This is a genomic window from Pseudomonas sp. AC169, from assembly GCF_979258515.1.
The window spans coordinates 259,276-278,279 of sequence record NZ_OZ409866.1; the positions used below are offsets into that span (position 1 = coordinate 259,276).

Annotated in this window: 14 protein-coding genes; 6 read left to right on the top strand and 8 right to left on the bottom strand. The window is 59.5% G+C overall.

Annotated features, from left to right (window positions below):
• Positions 1 to 13: 13 nt before the first annotated feature.
• The 3 genes from ACZZ0G_RS01115 (at position 14) to ACZZ0G_RS01125 (ending at position 2,833) form a co-directional block, all read left to right on the top strand.
• A complete protein-coding gene (locus ACZZ0G_RS01115) occupies positions 14 to 1,123 on the top strand; it encodes a 2-aminoethylphosphonate--pyruvate transaminase (protein ID WP_463555002.1) in 1,110 nt (369 codons plus the stop codon).
• 143 nt (positions 1,124 to 1,266) lie between these two features.
• Positions 1,267 to 2,094 (top strand): phosphonoacetaldehyde hydrolase, encoded by an 828-nt coding sequence (gene phnX, locus ACZZ0G_RS01120; protein WP_463555003.1) that lies wholly within the window; start codon positions 1,267 to 1,269, stop codon positions 2,092 to 2,094.
• A gap of 190 nt (positions 2,095 to 2,284) precedes the next feature.
• Complete coding sequence (locus ACZZ0G_RS01125; protein WP_463395599.1) at positions 2,285 to 2,833, top strand: cytochrome b; 549 nt, start codon at positions 2,285 to 2,287, stop codon at positions 2,831 to 2,833.
• Between the two features lie 3 nt (positions 2,834 to 2,836).
• Here ACZZ0G_RS01125 and ACZZ0G_RS01130 read toward each other — a convergent pair whose 3' ends face one another.
• Entirely contained in the window at positions 2,837 to 3,763 is a 927-nt protein-coding gene (locus ACZZ0G_RS01130) for a 1-aminocyclopropane-1-carboxylate deaminase/D-cysteine desulfhydrase (protein ID WP_463555004.1), read from the bottom strand.
• Between the two features lie 199 nt (positions 3,764 to 3,962).
• Positions 3,963 to 6,002, bottom strand: a complete 2,040-nt coding sequence (locus ACZZ0G_RS01135) for a 2,4-dienoyl-CoA reductase FMN-binding domain-containing protein (protein ID WP_463555005.1) — start codon at positions 6,000 to 6,002, stop codon at positions 3,963 to 3,965.
• A gap of 208 nt (positions 6,003 to 6,210) precedes the next feature.
• Here ACZZ0G_RS01135 and ACZZ0G_RS01140 point away from each other — a divergent pair, with 208 nt between their 5' ends.
• Both ACZZ0G_RS01140 and ACZZ0G_RS01145 read left to right on the top strand, forming a co-directional pair.
• Positions 6,211 to 7,341 (top strand): carbon-nitrogen hydrolase family protein, encoded by a 1,131-nt coding sequence (locus ACZZ0G_RS01140; protein WP_463555006.1) that lies wholly within the window; start codon positions 6,211 to 6,213, stop codon positions 7,339 to 7,341.
• A gap of 3 nt (positions 7,342 to 7,344) precedes the next feature.
• The gene (locus tag ACZZ0G_RS01145) at positions 7,345 to 8,385 is read left to right on the top strand and encodes an AraC family transcriptional regulator (RefSeq protein ID WP_463555007.1); all 1,041 of its coding nucleotides are present in this window, start codon (positions 7,345 to 7,347) and stop codon (positions 8,383 to 8,385) included.
• A 405-nt stretch (positions 8,386 to 8,790) separates the two neighbouring features.
• On the opposite strand, the gene ACZZ0G_RS01150 is transcribed toward ACZZ0G_RS01145, so the two are convergent.
• Together ACZZ0G_RS01150 and ACZZ0G_RS01155 are read right to left on the bottom strand one after the other, a co-directional pair.
• Entirely contained in the window at positions 8,791 to 9,651 is an 861-nt protein-coding gene (locus ACZZ0G_RS01150; protein WP_463555008.1) for a DUF2242 domain-containing protein, read from the bottom strand.
• 92 nt (positions 9,652 to 9,743) lie between these two features.
• Positions 9,744 to 10,643 carry a LysR family transcriptional regulator gene (locus tag ACZZ0G_RS01155; RefSeq protein ID WP_463555009.1) on the bottom strand — a complete coding sequence of 300 codons (900 nt, stop codon included), beginning with the start codon at positions 10,641 to 10,643 and terminating at the stop codon, positions 9,744 to 9,746.
• Between the two features lie 118 nt (positions 10,644 to 10,761).
• Here ACZZ0G_RS01155 and ACZZ0G_RS01160 point away from each other — a divergent pair, with 118 nt between their 5' ends.
• Entirely contained in the window at positions 10,762 to 11,967 is a 1,206-nt protein-coding gene (locus ACZZ0G_RS01160; protein ID WP_463555010.1) for an MFS transporter, read from the top strand.
• Positions 11,968 to 12,527: 560 nt separating this feature from the next.
• Here ACZZ0G_RS01160 and ACZZ0G_RS01165 read toward each other — a convergent pair.
• From ACZZ0G_RS01165 to clpX, 4 genes are all read right to left on the bottom strand, one after another.
• Positions 12,528 to 14,399 carry a SurA N-terminal domain-containing protein gene (locus ACZZ0G_RS01165; protein WP_463555011.1) on the bottom strand — a complete coding sequence of 624 codons (1,872 nt, stop codon included), beginning with the start codon at positions 14,397 to 14,399 and terminating at the stop codon, positions 12,528 to 12,530.
• 228 nt (positions 14,400 to 14,627) lie between these two features.
• On the bottom strand, positions 14,628 to 14,900 hold the full coding sequence (locus ACZZ0G_RS01170) for an HU family DNA-binding protein (protein WP_003183171.1): 273 nt from the start codon (positions 14,898 to 14,900) through the stop codon (positions 14,628 to 14,630).
• Positions 14,901 to 15,048: 148 nt separating this feature from the next.
• On the bottom strand, positions 15,049 to 17,445 hold the full coding sequence (lon, locus tag ACZZ0G_RS01175; RefSeq protein ID WP_007917325.1) for an endopeptidase La: 2,397 nt from the start codon (positions 17,443 to 17,445) through the stop codon (positions 15,049 to 15,051).
• 163 nt (positions 17,446 to 17,608) lie between these two features.
• Positions 17,609 to 18,892 (bottom strand): ATP-dependent Clp protease ATP-binding subunit ClpX, encoded by a 1,284-nt coding sequence (gene clpX / locus ACZZ0G_RS01180; protein WP_003223632.1) that lies wholly within the window; start codon positions 18,890 to 18,892, stop codon positions 17,609 to 17,611.
• Positions 18,893 to 19,004 lie beyond the last annotated feature (112 nt).

The following is a 19,004-nucleotide window of genomic DNA, read 5'->3' on the forward strand; positions in this document are numbered from 1 at the left end:
CGAGGACACACGAATGAGTATCGCCGAACCCATCCTGCTCACTCCCGGCCCATTGACCACTTCGGCCCGCACCCGCCAGGCGATGATGGTCGACTGGGGGTCATGGGATGACCGCTTCAACCAACTGACCGCCAGCCTCTGCGAACAATTGCTGGCGATCCTCAACGGCGGCGCAACGCACCACTGCGTACCGTTACAGGGCAGCGGCACCTTCGCCGTCGAAGCGGCCATCGGCACTTTGGTGCCACGTGACGGCAAAGTGCTGGTGCTGATCAACGGTGCCTACGGCAAGCGTCTGGCGAAGATTTGCGAAGTGCTCGGCCGCTCGTTCAGCACTTTTGAAACGGCTGAAGACGAACCGACCACCGCCGCCGACGTCGACCGCCTGCTGCGCGCCGACAGCGACATCACTCACGTCGCGCTGATCCATTGCGAAACCAGCACCGGGATTCTCAATCCGCTGGCGGAGATTGCCGAGGTCGTCCAGCAACACGGCAAACGCCTGATCATCGATGCCATGAGTTCCTTCGGCGCACTGCCAGTGGATGCGCAGAAAGTGCCGTTCGACGCGCTGATCGCCGCGTCCGGCAAATGCCTGGAAGGTGTACCAGGGATGGGGTTTGTCTTCGCTCGCAAAGAGGCGCTGGCCGCCGCTTCCGGCAATTCGCATTCGCTGGCAATGGACCTGTATGACCAGCACGCCTACATGATGAAAACCGGGCAATGGCGTTTCACCCCGCCGACCCACGTGGTCGCGGCGCTGCACGAAGCGCTGCTGCAATACAACGAAGAAGGCGGCCTGCCGGCGCGGCATGCGCGCTACGCCGCCAACTGTCAGGCGCTGATGGAAGAAATGGGCAAGCTCGGTTTGCGCAGCTTTCTGCCAGCGGCGATTCAGGCGCCGATCATTGCCACGTTCCATGCGCCGCAGGATCCGCGCTACCAGTTCAAGGATTTCTACGAACGCGTGAAGGCCAAGGGTTACATCCTTTATCCCGGCAAATTGACCCAGGTCGAGACCTTCCGCGTCGGCTGCATCGGCCATGTCAGCCCGGACGAAATGCGCCAGGCCGTGGCAGCGGTCGGCGAAGTGCTGCGCGAAATGGAAGTGTTAGAGATCTAAAACCCATCCTTAATCCCTGTGGGAGCGAGCTTGCTCGCGAATGCGGTCGCACATTCAACATAGATATCGACTGATCCGACGCCTTCGCGAGCAAGCTCGCTCCCACATTTGAATTGCATTGCCAACTCAGGAATTTGATCAACATGAACTACGTCAATCCAAACAAGCTGCAAGCCGCGATCCTCGACTGGGCCGGTACCGTGGTCGATTTCGGCTCGTTCGCGCCAACCCAGATCTTCGTCGAAGCCTTCGCCGAGTTCGACGTGCAGGTCTCCATCGAAGAAGCCCGTGGCCCGATGGGCATGGGCAAATGGGACCACATCCGCACCCTCTGCAATCAGCCGCAAGTGGCCGAGCGTTATCGCAAGGCGTTCGGCCGCACCCCGACCGATGACGACGTCACCGCAATCTACGAGCGTTTCATGCCGCTGCAGATCGAGAAGATCGCCGAGCACTCGGCGTTGATTCCCGGTGCCCTGGAAACCATCGCCAATCTGCGTCAGCAAGGGATCAAGATCGGTTCCTGCTCCGGTTATCCGAAGCAAGTGATGGACAAGGTCGTCGAACTCGCCGCCACCAATGGCTACGTCGCTGACCACGTGGTTGCCACCGACGAAGTGCCGAATGGTCGCCCATGGCCGGCGCAGGCGCTGGCCAACGTGATCGCGCTGGGCATCGACGATGTCGCGGCGTGCGTGAAGATCGACGACACCGTGCCGGGCATCCTCGAAGGCCGCCGCGCCGGCATGTGGACAGTGGCGCTGATCTGCTCGGGCAATGCGCTGGGCCTGGATTACGCCGGTTTCCGTGCGTTGGGCAGCGATGAACTGGCCAGCGAACGCAAGCGTATTCACGCGCTGTTCGAAAGCTCGCGCCCGCACTACATGATCGACACCATCACCGATCTGCCGGAAGTGATCGCCGACATCAACAAGCGTCTGGCCAACGGTGAGATGCCGCAATCGAGCTGATTCCTGCCACTTGTTGCAAAGAAAAACGCCAGCGTCTGCACGACGTTGGCGTTTTTTATTGGCAAAGCCCTGATTCAGAGCATTGAAAGTCCGATCAGCCTCAGGCAAATCCGCCAAAGCGGATTACAGTTAAAGCATGCCGTCGCTCAAGAACGGCAAGCTTCGACCCTGATCTGTGAGGAAACACCGTATGCCGTGGACAAGTTCCGAATCCCGCTACAGCACCGTCTCGGTCCTGTTGCACTGGCTGATGCTGGTCCTGCTGGTGCTGGTGTACGCCAGCATGGAATTGCGCGGGCTGTTTCCCAAAGGCAGTGGCGGGCGCACGCTGATCCGCGAAGTGCACTACATGCTTGGCCTGACCGTGTTTGTGCTGGTGTGGTTTCGCCTGCTCGCCCGCAGCATTGGCCCGGCACCGAAAATCTTTCCCGCCTCGCCACAATGGCAAACCGTGCTGGCGCGGCTGATGCACTGGGCGTTGTACCTGTTCATGATCAGCATGCCGATTCTGGGCTGGCTGATCACCAGCGCCGAGGGGCATCAGGTGATGTTCTACGGCTTTGATCTGCCGTTGCTGGTCGCGGAGAACAAGGAATTCGCCAAACAGGTTGAGGGCTGGCATGTACTGATCGCCACTGTGGGTTACTGGCTGATCGGCCTGCATGCGCTGGCGGGGATCTATCACCATTACGTGGTCGGCGATAACACGCTGCTGCGGATGATGCCCAAGCGCGGCTGAATATCAGCGGCTGGCGATAAACCCGCGCCGCCCCTGCAAGCCACCGGTGTGAACAAAGATCAACCGCGTACCCCTCGCGAACCGGCCCGCCTCGACCTGCTGCTTTAGCGCCAGCAAGGCCTTGCCGGTGTATAGCGGTTCCAGCGGTACGCCACCGGCCTGTTCGGTTTGTTCGATGAACGCAAGCAACGGCGCATCGACTTTGGCGAAACCGCCACGGCTCGCGCAGATCAGTTCATAACTTCCGTTGCCCTGCCCAGCAGCTTGCAGGATCGACTCGACTTGCGGCGCCACGCCGTGATCGTCCGGCACAGCCAGCGCGCCATAGACCGGGTGCGCCCCTGCTTCGGCGAGCACCAATCCCGCCAATGTCGTTCCGGTGCCGCAGGCCAGCCACCAAGCGTGATAATCGCTCCAGCCGAGGCTGGCCAATTGCGCCTGCGTCTGTTCCTTGATCGCGGCGCAACCGAGCGCCCCCGATAATCCGCCGCCGCCCTCCGGCACTGCATATAGATGTGGGTATTGCTCCTGCCAGGGTTGCCAGAATCCCGCCTCATTGCGCGCGCGATAGCCGCCGTAACCCAACCAATGCAACTGCATGCCGAACGCTTGCAGATCGCGCACCGTGGGGGTGTCCTGCGCATGTCCGCGCAGCAGCCCCACGGTTTGGAAGCCCAGCCGTTTCCCCGCCGCCGCCAACGCGTGCAGATGATTGGAGTGAGCACCCCCGAGGCTGATGATGCCTTCGGCACCCGCGCGGTCGGCGGCGTTGAGGTGTTCGATGAGTTTGAACCACTTGTTGCCGCTGATCAGCGGATCGATCTGATCGAGGCGCAGGATGGCGACTTCAATGTCGGCGGTTGTGAGCCAGTCGAGTTGAAGCGGTTGTAGCGGGGCTTGGGGTAGCCAGTTGGAGGGAGGCAAAAGCATGGGCGGCGATTCGATCTGGACAGAGCCGGCATTCTAATCGCTCATCAGCAGCCATCGCGAGCACGCTCACAAGGTTCGCAGTGTGCACAAAACCTGTGGGAGCGAGCTTGCTCGCGAAAGCGGAGTGTCAGCAATACATCTGTCGACTGACACCACGCCTTCGCGAGCAAGCTCGCTCCCACAGGTCAAGCAGCGTTGCTTATAGCTCAGCGGCGAGGCGCGAGCCCTGGTTGATCGCGCGTTTGGCATCCAGCTCAGCGGCGACATCGGCACCACCGATCAGGTGCACGTTCTGCCCCGCTTCGACCAGACCGTCATGCAACTCACGCAGCGGATCCTGTCCCGCGCAGATCACGATGTTGTCCACCGCCAGCACTTGCGGCTCGCCGGTTTCGCCGATTCGAATGTGCAGGCCTTGATCATCAATGCTCAGGTATTCAACGCTGTTGAGCATCTGCACCTGCTTGTTCTTCAAACCGGTACGGTGAATCCAGCCAGTGGTTTTGCCCAGCCCATCGCCGACCTTGGTTTTCTTGCGCTGCAACAGAAACACTTCGCGGGCCGGCGCATGCGGTGCGGCTTTGATTCCAGCCACGCCACCACGAGCCTCCAGTTGCGTATCGATGCCCCACTCTTTCCAGAACGCGGCACGATCCTGACTGGTCGCCACGCCTTCGTGAACGAGGAATTCCGAGACGTCGAAACCGATGCCGCCGGCGCCAATCACCGCCACACGTTTGCCAACCGGTTTGCGCTCGAGGATCACGTCCAGATAGCTCAGCACCTTGGCGTTGTCGACGCCCGGGATTGCCGGCACACGCGGCGCAATGCCGGTGGCGAGGATGATTTCGTCATAACCGCCTTCAACCAGTTTCGCCACATCAACGCGGGTGTTCAGGCACACCTCAACGTTAGTGGTCTGCAGTTTGCGCTTGAAGTAACGCAGGGTTTCGAAGAACTCTTCTTTGCCCGGCACACGTTTGGCGATGTTGAACTGACCGCCGATTTCGCTGGCCGAATCGAACAACGTCACCTGATGGCCACGCTCAGCCGCCACGGTCGCAGCGGACAAACCGGCAGGGCCAGCGCCGACCACAGCGATTTTCTTGATCTGCTGCACCGGCAGGTAGTTGAGTTCGGTTTCGTGGCAGGCACGCGGGTTGACCAGGCAACTGGTGAGCTTGCCGCCAAAGGTGTGATCGAGGCAGGCCTGGTTGCAACCGATGCAGGTGTTGATTTCGTCGGCGCGGCCTTCGGCAGCCTTGTTGACGAAGTCCGGGTCGGCGAGGAACGGCCGCGCCATCGAGACCATGTCGGCATCACCTTCGGCGAGAATCTGCTCGGCGATTTCCGGGGTGTTGATACGGTTGGTGGTGATCAACGGGATCTTCACCGAGCCGCGCAGTTTGGCCGTGACCTTGCTGAATGCGGCACGCGGCACTTTGGTAGCGATGGTCGGAATCCGCGCTTCGTGCCAGCCGATACCGGTATTGATGATGGTCGCGCCGGCCTGCTCGATGGCTTTGGCCAGGGTGACGATCTCGTCCCAAGTGCTGCCGCCCTCAACCAGATCGAGCATCGACAGACGGAAAATAATGATGAAGTTAGGGCCAACCGCTTCGCGTACACGGCGAACGATTTCCACCGGCAGGCGCATACGGTTTTCGTAGCTGCCGCCCCAACGGTCGGTGCGGTGGTTGGTGTGCGCGGCGAGGAACTGGTTAATGAAATAACCTTCCGAGCCCATGATCTCGACGCCGTCGTACTCGGCGGTCTGTGCCAGTACCGAGCAGGTCACGAAATCGCTGATCTGCTTCTCGATGCCGTCCTCATCCAGCTCTTTGGGTTTGAATGGGTTGATCGGTGCCTGAATCGCACTCGGCGCGACCTGCTTCGGGCTGTAGGCATAACGCCCGGCATGGAGAATCTGCATGCAGATCTTGCCGCCCGCCTCGTGCACCGCGCGGGTGACGATGCGGTGCTTTAGCGCTTCTTCTTCGGTGGTCAGCTTGGCTGCCCCGGAATACACGCCGCCCTCGTCGTTCGGGCCGATACCGCCGGTGACCATCAGGCCGACACCGCCACGGGCACGTTCGGCGAAGTAGGCCGCCATGCGTTCGAAACCGCCCGATTTTTCTTCCAGGCCGGTGTGCATCGAGCCCATCAGGGTGCGGTTGCGCAGCGTGGTGAATCCCAGGTCCAGCGGGGCCAACAGGTGCGGGTAATGAGCGGCGGTCATCGGTAACTCCACAACGAGCAATCACGGAAAAGTTGCAGGCGCTCTGCGGCTCCCGTCAGTCATGTTCGACAGACTAAGAGTCGCATCGCTGTCACTCAATGACCGTAACTGACAACTTATTGATCCAAATGCGCAGCGCCCCTTGGCAACCGGAGCCATGGGCCCTACCCTAGTGGGCACACTCTGTACCCGGCTGTCGTTGGTTTTCATGCGCAAACTTTTGTACCTGTTTTTTTCCATGGCCATCGTGGCTGCCCTGACCACCTACGCCATGTGGGCGGCGGACCGGCCGGCGGGGCATTACCTGTCGGACTTACGCATTAAGGTCGCCGTCGATCAGGGCACCCCCGCCGATCGCGGCAATCTGCTGGGCATCCAGCCCGAGTTGTTTCCCACCGATTATCAAAACCCCGAGCGCTTGCACCGCAAATTCGCGGCTTATCTGCAGCAAGCCCAGGATCAAGGCCTGCTGAACGATAAAACCGTCGTGGTGTTGCCGGAGAACGTCGGCACCTGGCTGCTGCTCAGCGGTGAGAAAGACGAGTTGTATCAGGCGCCGTCCCTCGCCGAGGCGATGAACTGGCTGGCGGCGAGCAATCCGTTATTGTTTGCCCGCGCCTGGCTCAGCGCCAACGGCAGCGACCGTCTCAATGACGCGTACCTGCGCATGAAATCCAAAGCCATGGCCAAGGATTACCAGGCACTCTTCGGTGGTCTGGCCAAAGAGTTTCAGGTGACCCTGGTGGCCGGTTCGATCGTGCTGCCGGAACCGAGCATCCGCGACGGCCAGCTCAAGCCCGGTAGTGGTGCACTGTTCAACAGCAGCGTGGTATTCGGCCGCGATGGCGTGCCGCTGGGCCAGCCGCAACGGCAGATGCACCCGGTGTTCGATCAGCGCGAAGTGCTCGAAGCCGCAGGGAAACACCAGATCAACGTGGTCGACACCCCGGCCGGACGCCTTGGCGTATTGATTGGCAGCGACAGTTGGTACCCCGACAACTACCGCAAACTCGACGAGCAAAACGCACAATTGGTTGCGGTGCCGGCGCAGGTGTTCGGCCAGGGTGCGTGGAACCAACCGTGGCGCGGCTACAAAGGGTCAAGTACACCGGGCTCGGTCAGTCTCAAACCCGGTGAGCTTACAGAAGGCCAGGCCTGGCATCGGTTGACGCTGACCGCGCAACCACCGAGCAGCCGGGCAATTGCTGGTGTCAGCGTGTTTCTGCGCGGACAGTTCTGGGACAAGGCCAGTTCCGGTCAGAGTTTCCTCAGCAGCAACGGTCAGCAGTTCGCCGATGGCGATGCCCGTGGCGCGCGTTTGCTGAACATCTGGTTGTAAGCCATGAAACCGTTACCGATGCGTCTTGGGGATCTGTCGGTGGGCTTCGTTCACAGCCTCGCCGATGCCGTGCGCAGTCATGCGGTCGATCCGCAGCCGCTGCTCGAGCAATATGGCCTCGACGCCGCACGGCTGGCCGAGGCCGGGGCACGCTTGTCGATTCCGCGCTATATGCGCCTGGGCCACGCGGCGATTCAGTTGACCGGCGACTCGGCGCTGGGTTTACGCATGGGCCAGCTCAGTCGCCTCAGCCAAGCCGGGCTGGCCGGTGTCACCGCCGCGCAAGCGCCGACCGTGCGTGAGGCCGCGCGCTGCCTGATCCGTTTCGAAGCGTTGTACGGTTCCAACTATCGCGGCCAGTCGAGTTTTCACGAAGACGCCCATGGCGCGTGGCTGCGTTTCTATTCGATCAGCCCGTACAACGCCTATAACCGTTTTGTCGTGGACTCGATCATCGCCGGGTGGCTGCATCAGCTCGCCAGTGTCAGCCGCGAAGCGCTGCGCGCCGAACGCATTGAAATCGAATTCGATGAGCCGGATTACCGCGAGGCGTACAACTTGCTGGGGGATTGCCCGATCCAGTTCGGCAGCGAGGGCAATCAACTGCGCCTGAGCCTGAGCAGCCTCGCACAGCGCAATCCCGAGCATTGCCCGAGCACTTGGCGGCATCTGCTGCAACTGTGTGAACGGGAACTGGAGCAATTGACTCGCACCCGTAGCCTGCGCGAACGCATCACTCAGCTGTTGGGGCCGTTGCTCAATGGTGGCCGGGAACCCGACCTGGAAGAAGTGGCGGCACGCTTGAAGCTGCCAACGTGGACCTTGCGGCGCAAACTGGCCGAGGAAGGCACGCAGTTTCGCGCGATCCTCAATGACACTCGCCGGGATCTGGCGATGACCTATATCCGCGACACCGAGCTGGCATTCGGCGAAATTGCCTACCTGCTAGGTTTTGCTTCAGCCGAAGCGTTCCAGCGAGCTTTCAAACGCTGGAGCGGTCAGACGCCCGGCGAATTCCGCCGCAGTCACCGCAAAACGGCTTGAAAGCAGCTGCTAGCTACAAGCTTCGAGCTGCAAGTCAAAGCTCGGTGGCGTCTTCGGCTGGCTCGGGTTGGTCCAGTTCAAAGGCCTGGTATTCGAGCAGCTCTTCTTGATATTCATCCATCGTGTAATCCCCCTGCTCTCTTGAATGGGCCTGAGCAAATGCCCAGTGCCTCGAGCTTAACGTGCTCGTGTGAAGGAAAAGTGAAACCCGGCCTTCATGTATAAAACGTAGCAGGTGGTCAGGAATTTATCGGGGAATTTTGTCGGGGGAATGTAACGAAATTTGAGGCAACCCACTGTGGGAGCGAGCTTGCTCGCGAAAGCGGACTTTCAGTCACATTAGTGCTGAATGTACCGACGCCTTCGCGAGCAAGCTCGCTCCCACAGGGGGTGCGGTGAGGCTGTTTATTGACCGGAGGCTGGCATCGCCGGAATCGGCTCGGACGGCGGCGGGATGTCCGGGTTGACCGGTGGCGTGATGGTTTCGGTCGCCGGTGCGGGTGCGGTTGCGGGTGCCGGTTCTGCGCTCGGAGCCGGAGTGATCGGCGCGGCCTCTGCCGGTGGCGCCACCGGCTCAGACGTCACTGGCGCGACCTCGGCAGGTGCCGGAGCCGGCTCCGCTGCAGGCGCAGGGGTTGCGGCCGGCGCAGGCGTTGGCGCCAGCGCTGCCGGAGCAGCCTTCGCCTCAGGCACGCCGAGGTCAGCCTTCGGCTTCTCTTCAATGTGCGCAGCTTTCTTTGCTTCCGCCGGCAGGAACAACTCCACCAGCGTGAAGAAGCGCTCGTAGAACTTCTGCGACGTCACCGTCTCGCTGGCCACCTTGACCATCGAATCGTCGGACGAGCCGATCGGCATCGACACCGAACCCAACACACCCACGCCGAGGCTGGCCGAATTGTTGGTTTTCTTCAGCGCATAACGATCCTGCAAGGCGTTGGCGAACATCGTCGCATGGTGCCCGGCACTGCCGTCATCGGCGCAGACCACGTTGAAGCTGATCTCCATGTGGGTGTCGCCGGTTTGCTGGAAACTCTTGTGGCCGCTGACCAGTTTCGGGTCGCTACTGGTGATGATGTAGCCTTGGCTGAGCAACGCACGGCGGGCCGCTTCGCAGCTGACCGAATCAGTCACCGGGTAATTGCGCGAAAACGTACCGGAGTCATCGAAGTTCTCATGCTCATACATCGGCTTGTCTTTCGAGCAGCCGGCAACAGCGGTCAACAACAGCGCCAACCCGACAACACGCATGGGAGTGGAAATCAACATTGAACATCCTGAGAGAAAACAGTCCGGGGCGTATTGTGCAACAGAACACGCCCCCGCGGCGCATGGATTAGTGTCTTAAAGCAGTTACAACTCTATCGACCGTCAGTTGCGGGAAAAAGTCGCAAAGCCAGATGATCGATGAAAACGCGCAATTTCGCCGTGGCGTGGCGACTGGACGGCCATAGGACCCAAAACTGCCCGGTGTGCTGCAGATGCGCATCGAGTACCCGCTGCAAGCGCCCTTGCACCTCGGCCTCACGGATCATGAAATCCGGCAGGCAGGCAATGCCCATGCCGGCCAGCACCGCATGGCTCACCGCCTCTATCGACGTACTGACCAAACGGGTCGGCAACGTCGGCTCTGCGGCACCCGCCTCGAGGATCAGCGGCCAGGTTTCCAGTTTGCCGGTGGCGTGAAACGTATGCCGCAGGCACGCGTGCGTTGCCAGATCACCGGGCGTCTGCGGCACACCGCGTTGCGCCAGATAAGCCGGACTGGCCACCAGCACCATATGAAATTCGCCCAACGGCCGCGCCATCAGTCGCGAATCCCGTGGTTTGCCAGTGCGAATCACGGCGTCGAAACCTTCCTCAACGACATCGACCATACGATCGGTCAAATCCAGATCCAGCTCAATCTGCGGGTACAACGCCATGAACTCAGTCATGACCGGCATCACCAGGCCATGCACCTGCGGCAAACTGATACGCAACTTGCCGTGGGGTTTTGCAGCGGCATCGCACAGTTCGAACTCCGCCGCCTCGACTTCGGCGAGGATCTTGCGACAGCGCTCAAGAAACAGCGCCCCTTCACTGGTCAGCGTGACGCTGCGGGTGGTGCGTTGAAACAGCCGCACACCCAGTCGCGCTTCCAGCCGCGCAATGCTTTTGCCCACCGCCGACGATGACACCCCTTGCAGCCGCCCTGCTTCGGTGAAACTGCGCGTCTCGGCGACCTGAACGAACACCGAAATACTGCCCAGGCTATCCATACCACCCTCCCATTGCTGACATCCGTGTCCGATATGTTCGGAACCTTAACCCGTTTTTCGTCGATGTGCAGCGCCCTACCCTGTGCTCCTCGTCAACTTTGCACATGGATGCCGGCTCATGAACGATGCCCAACTCGGTTGCCCCACACTTGAACACCCCGTCGATCGCCGCGAACGATTACCCCTCGGCGCGCTGCTGGCACTGGCCACCGCCGGATTCATCACGGTCATGACCGAAGCCATGCCTGCCGGCCTGTTGCCGCAGATGAGCAGCGGCCTGAATGTCTCCCAGGCGCTGGTCGGGCAATTGGTCACGCTGTATGCGCTCGGCTCGATCCTGGCGGCGATCCCGCTGACCATCGCCACCCGCGGCTGGCGGCGCCGACCGTTGTTGTTGTCCGCCATTGGCGGTTTTGCCATCGCCAACAGCATCACCGCCCTGTCGGAGTGGTACTGGCTAACGCTGATCGCACGCTTTATCGCCGGGGTATTTGCCGGTTTGCTGTGGGCACTGCTGGCGGGATACGCAAGCCGCATGGTCGCCCCCCACCTGCAAGGCCGCGCCATTACCGTCGCAATGCTAGGCGCGCCGGTTGCGCTTTCATTGGGCATACCGGCAGGTACCCTGCTCGGCACCCTGGTCGGATGGCGCCTGAGCTTTGCCATCATGACCGCGCTGACCGTTGTGCTGGTGCTCTGGGTACGCTGGCAAGTCCCGGACTTCGCCGGCGAGCGCGTGGGAAACCGCATGCCGTTACGTCAGGTGTTTACCTTGCCGGGCGTGCGATCCGTCTTGTTTGTCACCCTCACCTACGTCGTCGCGCACAACTTGCTCTACACCTACATCGCGCCGTTTCTGCAGCCGTCCGGACTTGACGCCAATGTCGACCGCGTGCTGCTGGTATTCGGCCTGGCCTCGGTGCTGAGCCTGTGGGTCGTCGGCAGCCTGATCGACCGCTGGCTACGCGAACTGGTATTGATCAGCGCCGGACTGTTCATGCTCTCAGCGATAACGCTGGGCCTGTGGCGCGACTCGCCGAGCGTGGTGTACATCGCCACCGCTGTTTGGGGACTGGCGTTTGGTGCCATGCCATCGCTGCTGCAAACCGCCTCGGCGAAAGCTGCGAAGGAGGCAGCTGACACGGCTCAGTCGATGCTGGTGACGCTATGGAATGTCGGAATTGCTGGTGGGGGTTTGGTGGGTGGTTTGTTGCTGGGAAACCTTGGTGTTGGGGTATTTCCGTGGATCGTTGCAGGATTGTTGGTTTTGACTTTGTCTGTGGCGGGCAACGCTCGGGATCATGGTTTTCCAAGAGCTGGATGAGACCGAATGAGCTGTTGGGTTGAGGCCAGGCGGCTGGAAAAACGGTCGGCCGGAAGGCCGCCTTCGCGAGCAGGCTCGCTCCCACAGTTAATTTGTGTACCGCCCACGCGGCAAAGCCGCCCCACTCAACAGGATGAGCGTTAGCTCGGCTGCAGCTTTTGATCTTGATCCACCGGTCCCGTCGGCAGGCTGAGTGGAGGGATTGATCCGGGGGTGGGAGCGCAGCGACCGTTCGACGAAGTCGAACACATCGAGAGGAGGTGCAGCGAAGCAAACCGTAGGCGATGCCCCCCGGATGAATCCCGGAGCGAAGGAACCCCGAGCTTTAGCGAGCGGGCCGAACGTTGGGACAAGCCTTTTTGGGTACTTTTTCGGCGTCTGGAAAAAGTGCCTCGCCGTAAGGGCGAAACCGCCAGCGGCAGCACCCGAAGCAACGGATATACCCCAAAAACCCCAAGAACATGGTCGGCCCAAAGGCCGCCAAGACCCGGCACCCAACGCCCAAAAAAAAGCCCCAACCTATACAGGCCGGGGCTTCCACATTACAACTCAGTCAACCATCAAAACCGCTTGATGTCCGCCTGAGCTTCCAACTGCTTGCGATACGCAGCAAAGTCCTGCTGCCCCTCACGCGAAGCAAGGAAGCGACGGTACTGAACCTTCTCTTCATCCGTCGGCGCAGCCGCTTCGTTAACGCCGTTCAGACGCACAATCATCAGACTACCGTCCGGCAAAGTGACGCTGGTGAACGTCGGTTTGTCCTTGGCCGCCGGCTTCGGCATGCGGAACAGCGCTTGCAGCACCGCCGGATCAACACCTTCCTGACCACGAGTGGCCGCTTCAGTGGTCTTCCAGTTCTGCCCCTCAACCGCCTTGTCCAACGGCGCCTTGCCATCACGCAGATCAGCAATCAGCTTCTCGGCCTTGGTCTTGGCAGCCGCGCTGGCGTGCTCTTTGGTCAACTGAGTGCGGATGGCCGCATTCACGCTTTCCAGCGGCAGTTGCGCAGGCTTCAGGTGCTCCTTGGAGCGCAGCACGATCACGGTTTCCGGATCCAGCTCGATGGCGGTGCTGTTGGCACCCTCGTCGATCACTTCAGTGCTGAACGCAGCGGTGACAACGGCACGGTTGGCCGCAACACCTTCGCCACCTTCCCGGCCGAACGGCTTGGAGGTGTGCACGGTCAGTTTCAGATCCGCCGCTGGCTGAGCCAGGTCAGACGCTTCGAACGCCGAGTCTTCCAATTGCTTGGTCGCCTCGACGAAACGCTGTTCGACCTGTGCGGCTTTCAGCTCGCGGGTCAGCTTGTCTTTCAGGCTGGCCAGGGTCGGCACTTCAGGCGCTTCCACACCCAACAGCTTGATCAAGTGGTAACCGAAGTCGGTACGAATCGGCTCCGACACCTGGTCTTTCGACAAGGAATACAGGGCTTTTTCGAACGCCGGATCATAAACGCCAGGACCTGCGTAACCGAGGTCACCGCCATTGTTGGCCGAACCCGGATCCTGCGAGAACTCTTTGGCCAGCGCTTCGAACTTCTCGCCCTTGGCCAGACGCGCCTGAACCTCGTCAATCTTCGCCTTGGCCTGAGCTTCGGTGGTCTTGTCGTTCACTTCGATCAGAATGTGCGCGGCACGACGCTGTTCCGACAGGTTGGCGATCTCTTTCTGATACGCCGCCTGCAGGTCTTCGTCCTTGACCGCAACCTGATCGAAGAACGAGGACTTCTTCAGCTCTACGTAATCGATGATCACTTGATCCGGAGTCATGAACTCCTTGGCGTGTTCGTCGTAGTAAGCCTTGACTTCGTCGTCGGTCAGTTTGACCGCCGCCGGGTCAGCCTTGACGTTCAGGGTAGCGAAATCACGGGTCTGCTTTTCCAGACGGGCGAATGCCAGCACTTCGGCGTCGGTGACGAAACCGCTGCCCGCCACACCGGCACGCAGTTGGCCGATCAGCATTTCCTGAGCCAGCATCTGGCGGAACTGCATGCGGCTGTAACCCAGTTGACGGATCACCTGGTCGAAACGCTCGGAGCTGAACTTGCCGTCCACCTGGAATTCAGGTGTCTGCAGGATCACTTGGTCCAGTGCGCCTTCGGAGAATGCGAATTTCGCTTGTTCGGCACCTTGCAGCAGCAGCTTGCGATCTATCAGACCCTTGAGGGCCGATTCGCGGAGCATTTTTTCGTCGAGCAAGGAAGCATCGAAGTCTTTGCCCAGCTGTTGCATCAGCTGACGGCGTTGCATATCAACGGCCTGGCTCAGCTCGTTCTGGCTGATTTCATCACCGTTGACCTTGGCCGCCTCATTCTTGTGAGTCGTGGCCTGGAAAATGGCATCGAAACCGGTCAGAGCCATCAGTGCAACGATGACCCCGATAATGGTCTTGGCAATCCAGCCTTGTGAATTGTCCCTGATATTCTGCAGCATGCGTCCCCCAGAAACGGTTGAACTTCAAAATTAGGCAACCGTGGAGCGTGGGTAGAATCCGGATAGAAGAAAGGCGCATCCGAGGATGCGCCTTCTCGTAACTGGCGGAGCGGACAGGGCTCGAACCCTCGATCCCGGCGTTACAGGCAACTGTTTCAGCGACCTGCTCTACCGCTCCGCTGCCAAGTCAGGCATGACCCCGACCCGGATGGGTAAAAACCTGAAAACTTAGTTAACAGCTTCTTTCAGTGCTTTACCGGCTTTGAAACCTGGCTTCTTGGCAGCCGGGATTTCCAGAGTCTTGCCGGTCTGAGGGTTACGACCGGTACGAGCCGGACGGTCCGTCACGGAGAAAGTACCGAAACCAACCAGAACAACGGAGTCGCCAGCCTTCAGAGCGCCAGTGACGGATTCGATTACAGCGTCCAGCGCACGGCCAGCAGCAGCTTTCGGGATATCAGCGGATGCAGCGATAGCATCAATCAGTTCCGACTTGTTCACTCTAAGTCCCCTTATATCTATTTTGAGATGATTCTAAGTTTTTTGGTGAAAGCAAAAACGAGTGCTGAATGGCCTACAGACACTTAAGAGCCGCTTTATAACAAGGGCTCTAAAAAACTGTCAAGGAAGCCCCCCAGGCAAAAGCGTATTAATGCGTGCTAATTCTTTCCTTAGAGTCAGACTCACGTTTTTCGTCCTTGGCAACTATCTCCGGAGCCACATCCGGCAAGGGCTCCGGCGCGTATTGCAGCGCAATTTGCAGGACCTCGTCAATCCATTTAACCGGTTTAATCTGCAGATCCTGCTTGATATTGTCAGGAATCTCCTTCAGATCACGCACGTTCTCTTCCGGAATAATCACGATCTTGATTCCGCCGCGGTGGGCCGCCAGCAGTTTTTCCTTCAGACCACCAATCGCCAGCACTTGACCGCGCAAAGTAATTTCACCGGTCATGGCGACATCGGCGCGCACTGGAATGCCGGTCAATGCCGACACCAGCGCCGTGCACATGCCTACGCCAGCGCTAGGGCCGTCTTTCGGCGTCGCCCCTTCCGGCATGTGAATGTGCGTATCGCGCTTCTCGTGGAAGTCCAGGGGAATGCCCAGGCTCTTCGCACGGCTGCGCACTACGGTCAGCGCGGCAGTGATCGATTCGACCATCACGTCGCCCAGCGAACCGGTCTTGATCAATTGCCCTTTGCCCGGCACAACCGCGGCTTCGATGGTCAGCAATTCGCCGCCAACCTGAGTCCAGGCAAGGCCGGTCACCTGACCGATCTGATCCTGTTGCTCGGCCAGACCGTAGCGGAATTTACGCACACCAAGGAAGTGTTCCAGCAGGTCAGCTGTCACTTTCACCGAGAAGCGTTTTTCCAGCGCATGCTCTTTAACGGCCTTGCGGCAGACCTTGGCGATCTGACGTTCGAGGCCCCGCACACCGGCTTCACGGGTGTAGTAACGAATGATGTCGCGGATCGCTTCCGCGTCGAATTCCAGCTCGCCTTTCTTCAGACCATTAGCGGCGATCTGCTTTGGCGAGAGGTATTTGACAGCGATGTTGATCTTCTCGTCTTCGGTGTAGCCCGGCAGACGAATCACTTCCATCCGGTCGAGCAGCGCCGGCGGGATGTTCATCGAGTTCGAGGTGCACAGGAACATCACATCCGAGAGGTCGTAATCGACTTCCAGATAGTGGTCGTTGAAGTTGTGGTTCTGCTCTGGATCGAGCACTTCCAGCAACGCCGACGCCGGGTCGCCACGCATGTCGCTGCCCATTTTGTCGATTTCATCGAGCAGGAACAGCGGGTTGCGCACGCCCACTTTTGTCATCTTTTGAATCAATCTTCCCGGCATCGAACCGATGTAAGTCCGACGGTGACCGCGAATTTCCGCCTCATCGCGCACGCCACCGAGGGCCATGCGCACGAATTTTCGGTTGGTTGCGTGTGCGATCGACTCCGCCAGCGAGGTTTTACCTACGCCCGGAGGACCGACCAGGCACAACACCGGGCCACGGATTTTCTTCACGCGTTTTTGCACGGCGAGGTATTCAAGGATACGTTCCTTGACCTCTTCGAGGCCGTAGTGATCGGCATCGAGAATGTCTTCTGCGCGCGCCAGGTCCAGACGTACCTTGCTTTGCGCCTTCCACGGCACTTGCACCAGCCAGTCGATGTACGAGCGCACCACGGTGGCTTCAGCGGACATCGGCGACATCTGCTTGAGCTTGTTCAGCTCGGCCGTGGCCTTGGCCAGCGCGTCTTTCGGCAGACCGGCAGCGTCGATACGCTTTTTCAGGTCTTCGATTTCGTTGTGGCCTTCGTCGCTGTCGCCGAGTTCTTTCTGAATAGCCTTCATCTGCTCATTCAAGTAGTACTCGCGCTGACTGCGCTCCATTTGCTTTTTGACGCGGCCACGAATGCGTTTTTCGACTTGCAGCAGATCGATCTCGGCATCCAGCAACGCCAGAACGTGCTCGACCCGAGCCGACAAATCGATGATTTCGAGGATTTCCTGCTTCTGCTCGATTTTCAGCGCCATATGCGCCGCCATGGTGTCGACCAAGCGACCCGGCTCATCAATGCTGTTGAGCGACGACAGGACTTCAGCCGGAACCTTCTTGCCCAGCTGTACGTATTGTTCGAACTGCGACAGCAGCGTGCGCACGAACACTTCGGATTCGCGCTCGGCGGCGTCGACTTCTTCGATCAACGAGACTTCGGCACGGCAGTGGCCGTCGACTTCGCTGAAGCGCTCGACGGTGCCGCGCTGCTCACCCTCGACCAGAACCTTGACGGTGCCGTCAGGCAGCTTCAGAAGCTGTAGAACAGTGGCGATGGTACCTACGCGATAGAGAGCGTCTTCACCGGGATCGTCGTCAGCCGGGTTTCTCTGGGCCAGCAGAAGAATCTGCTTGTCGCCCGTCATCGCGGCCTCGAGGGCTTCGATGGATTTCTCGCGCCCCACGAACAGCGGGATAACCATGTGCGGATAAACCACGACATCACGCAATGGCAGGAGAGGCAATTCGATGGTTGTCTTCATGATTTCGCCTCTACGGCGGCCATATGGCCGTAATCAGATGGAATTGAGCTTGAAACCAAGATGGGGGCTGCCTTGAAAAAAAACAAGCGCAAAGCGGATGTAAAAAACGACATAAAAAAAAAGAGGCCCGAAGGCCCCTTCTTTGTTGCGGCGCGGTGGACGCTTACGCGTCCGGCGCTGCCTTGGCCGTCGGCTCACTGTTTTCGTAGATATACAGTGGCTTGGACTTGCCTTCGATCACGCTTTCATCGATCACGACTTTGCTCACCTCGGACTGCGAGGGGATTTCATACATCGTGTCGAGCAGTACACCCTCGAGAATCGAACGCAGACCACGGGCACCGGTTTTACGTTCCAGGGCACGCTTGGCGACCGATTTCAGCGCGTCGGTCCGGAATTCCAGATCCACGCCTTCCATCTCGAACAGCTTGGCATACTGTTTGGTCAGAGCATTTTTCGGCTCGGTGAGGATCTGCATCAACGCAGCCTCGTCGAGCTCGTCCAGCGTCGCGAGGACCGGCAGACGACCGACGAATTCCGGGATCAGACCGAACTTGACCAGATCGTCAGGCTCGACTTCACGCAGGGATTCACCGACTTTCTTGCCTTCTTCCTTGCTGCGCACTTCTGCGTTGAAACCAATGCCGCCCTTGGTGGAACGGTTTTGAATAACCTTTTCCAGACCGGAGAACGCACCACCGCAGATGAACAGGATGTTACGGGTGTCGACCTGCAGGAATTCCTGCTGCGGGTGCTTGCGGCCACCTTGCGGCGGTACGGAAGCGACCGTGCCTTCGATCAACTTCAGCAAGGCCTGTTGCACGCCTTCACCGGAAACGTCCCGGGTGATCGACGGGTTGTCGGACTTGCGGGAAATCTTGTCGATTTCGTCGATGTAGACAATGCCCATCTGGGCCTTTTCTACGTCGTAATCGCACTTCTGCAGCAGCTTCTGAATGATGTTCTCGACATCTTCACCCACGTAACCCGCCTCGGTGAGGGTGGTTGCGTCGGCGATGGTGAACGGAACGTTCAGCAAGCGGGCCAGTGTTTCGGCCAGCAGGGTTTTACCGGAGCCTGTCGGGCCGATCAGCAGGATGTTGCTCTTGCCGAGTTCGACGTCGTCAGCCTTTTTGTCACGCTGGTTCAGGCGCTTGTAGTGGTTGTACACCGCTACGGCCAGAACCTTTTTTGCACGCTCTTGACCAATCACATACTGATCAAGGATGCCGCTGATTTCTTTAGGCGAAGGCAATTTATGCGCGCTGCTTTCGGCCTGAGCTTCCTGCACCTCCTCACGGATGATGTCATTGCACAGGTCGACGCACTCGTCGCAGATAAAGACCGAGGGGCCGGCAATCAATTTGCGCACTTCATGCTGGCTTTTGCCACAGAAGGAGCAATAGAGCAGCTTGCCGTTGTCCTCGCCGTTGCGGGTGTCAGTCATTCGTTCGATCCAAATCCGATAGGCTTGCAACACAAGATGAAGGCTATTGCGGGCTTTTTCAAGCCCGCCGCTGATCAGACAAGCCGACCAAGCCTATTTTGAGCTGCTTATT

Excerpts from the sequence above, each read along its gene's own strand:
- ACZZ0G_RS01140 (WP_463555006.1), top strand. The coding sequence starts at position 6,211 with ATGCGCAAACTTTTGTACCTGTTTTTTTCCATGGCCATCGTGGCTGCC.
- lon (WP_007917325.1), bottom strand. The coding sequence starts at position 17,445 with ATGAAGACAACCATCGAATTGCCTCTCCTGCCATTGCGTGATGTCGTG.
- ACZZ0G_RS01150 (WP_463555008.1), bottom strand. The coding sequence starts at position 9,651 with ATGTTGATTTCCACTCCCATGCGTGTTGTCGGGTTGGCGCTGTTGTTG.
- ACZZ0G_RS01115 (WP_463555002.1), top strand. The coding sequence starts at position 14 with ATGAGTATCGCCGAACCCATCCTGCTCACTCCCGGCCCATTGACCACT.
- phnX (WP_463555003.1), top strand. The coding sequence starts at position 1,267 with ATGAACTACGTCAATCCAAACAAGCTGCAAGCCGCGATCCTCGACTGG.
- ACZZ0G_RS01165 (WP_463555011.1), bottom strand. The coding sequence starts at position 14,399 with ATGCTGCAGAATATCAGGGACAATTCACAAGGCTGGATTGCCAAGACC.
- ACZZ0G_RS01130 (WP_463555004.1), bottom strand. The coding sequence starts at position 3,763 with ATGCTTTTGCCTCCCTCCAACTGGCTACCCCAAGCCCCGCTACAACCG.
- clpX (WP_003223632.1), bottom strand. The coding sequence starts at position 18,892 with ATGACTGACACCCGCAACGGCGAGGACAACGGCAAGCTGCTCTATTGC.
- ACZZ0G_RS01145 (WP_463555007.1), top strand. The coding sequence starts at position 7,345 with ATGAAACCGTTACCGATGCGTCTTGGGGATCTGTCGGTGGGCTTCGTT.
- ACZZ0G_RS01160 (WP_463555010.1), top strand. The coding sequence starts at position 10,762 with ATGAACGATGCCCAACTCGGTTGCCCCACACTTGAACACCCCGTCGAT.
- ACZZ0G_RS01135 (WP_463555005.1), bottom strand. The coding sequence starts at position 6,002 with ATGACCGCCGCTCATTACCCGCACCTGTTGGCCCCGCTGGACCTGGGA.
- ACZZ0G_RS01155 (WP_463555009.1), bottom strand. The coding sequence starts at position 10,643 with ATGGATAGCCTGGGCAGTATTTCGGTGTTCGTTCAGGTCGCCGAGACG.
- ACZZ0G_RS01125 (WP_463395599.1), top strand. The coding sequence starts at position 2,285 with ATGCCGTGGACAAGTTCCGAATCCCGCTACAGCACCGTCTCGGTCCTG.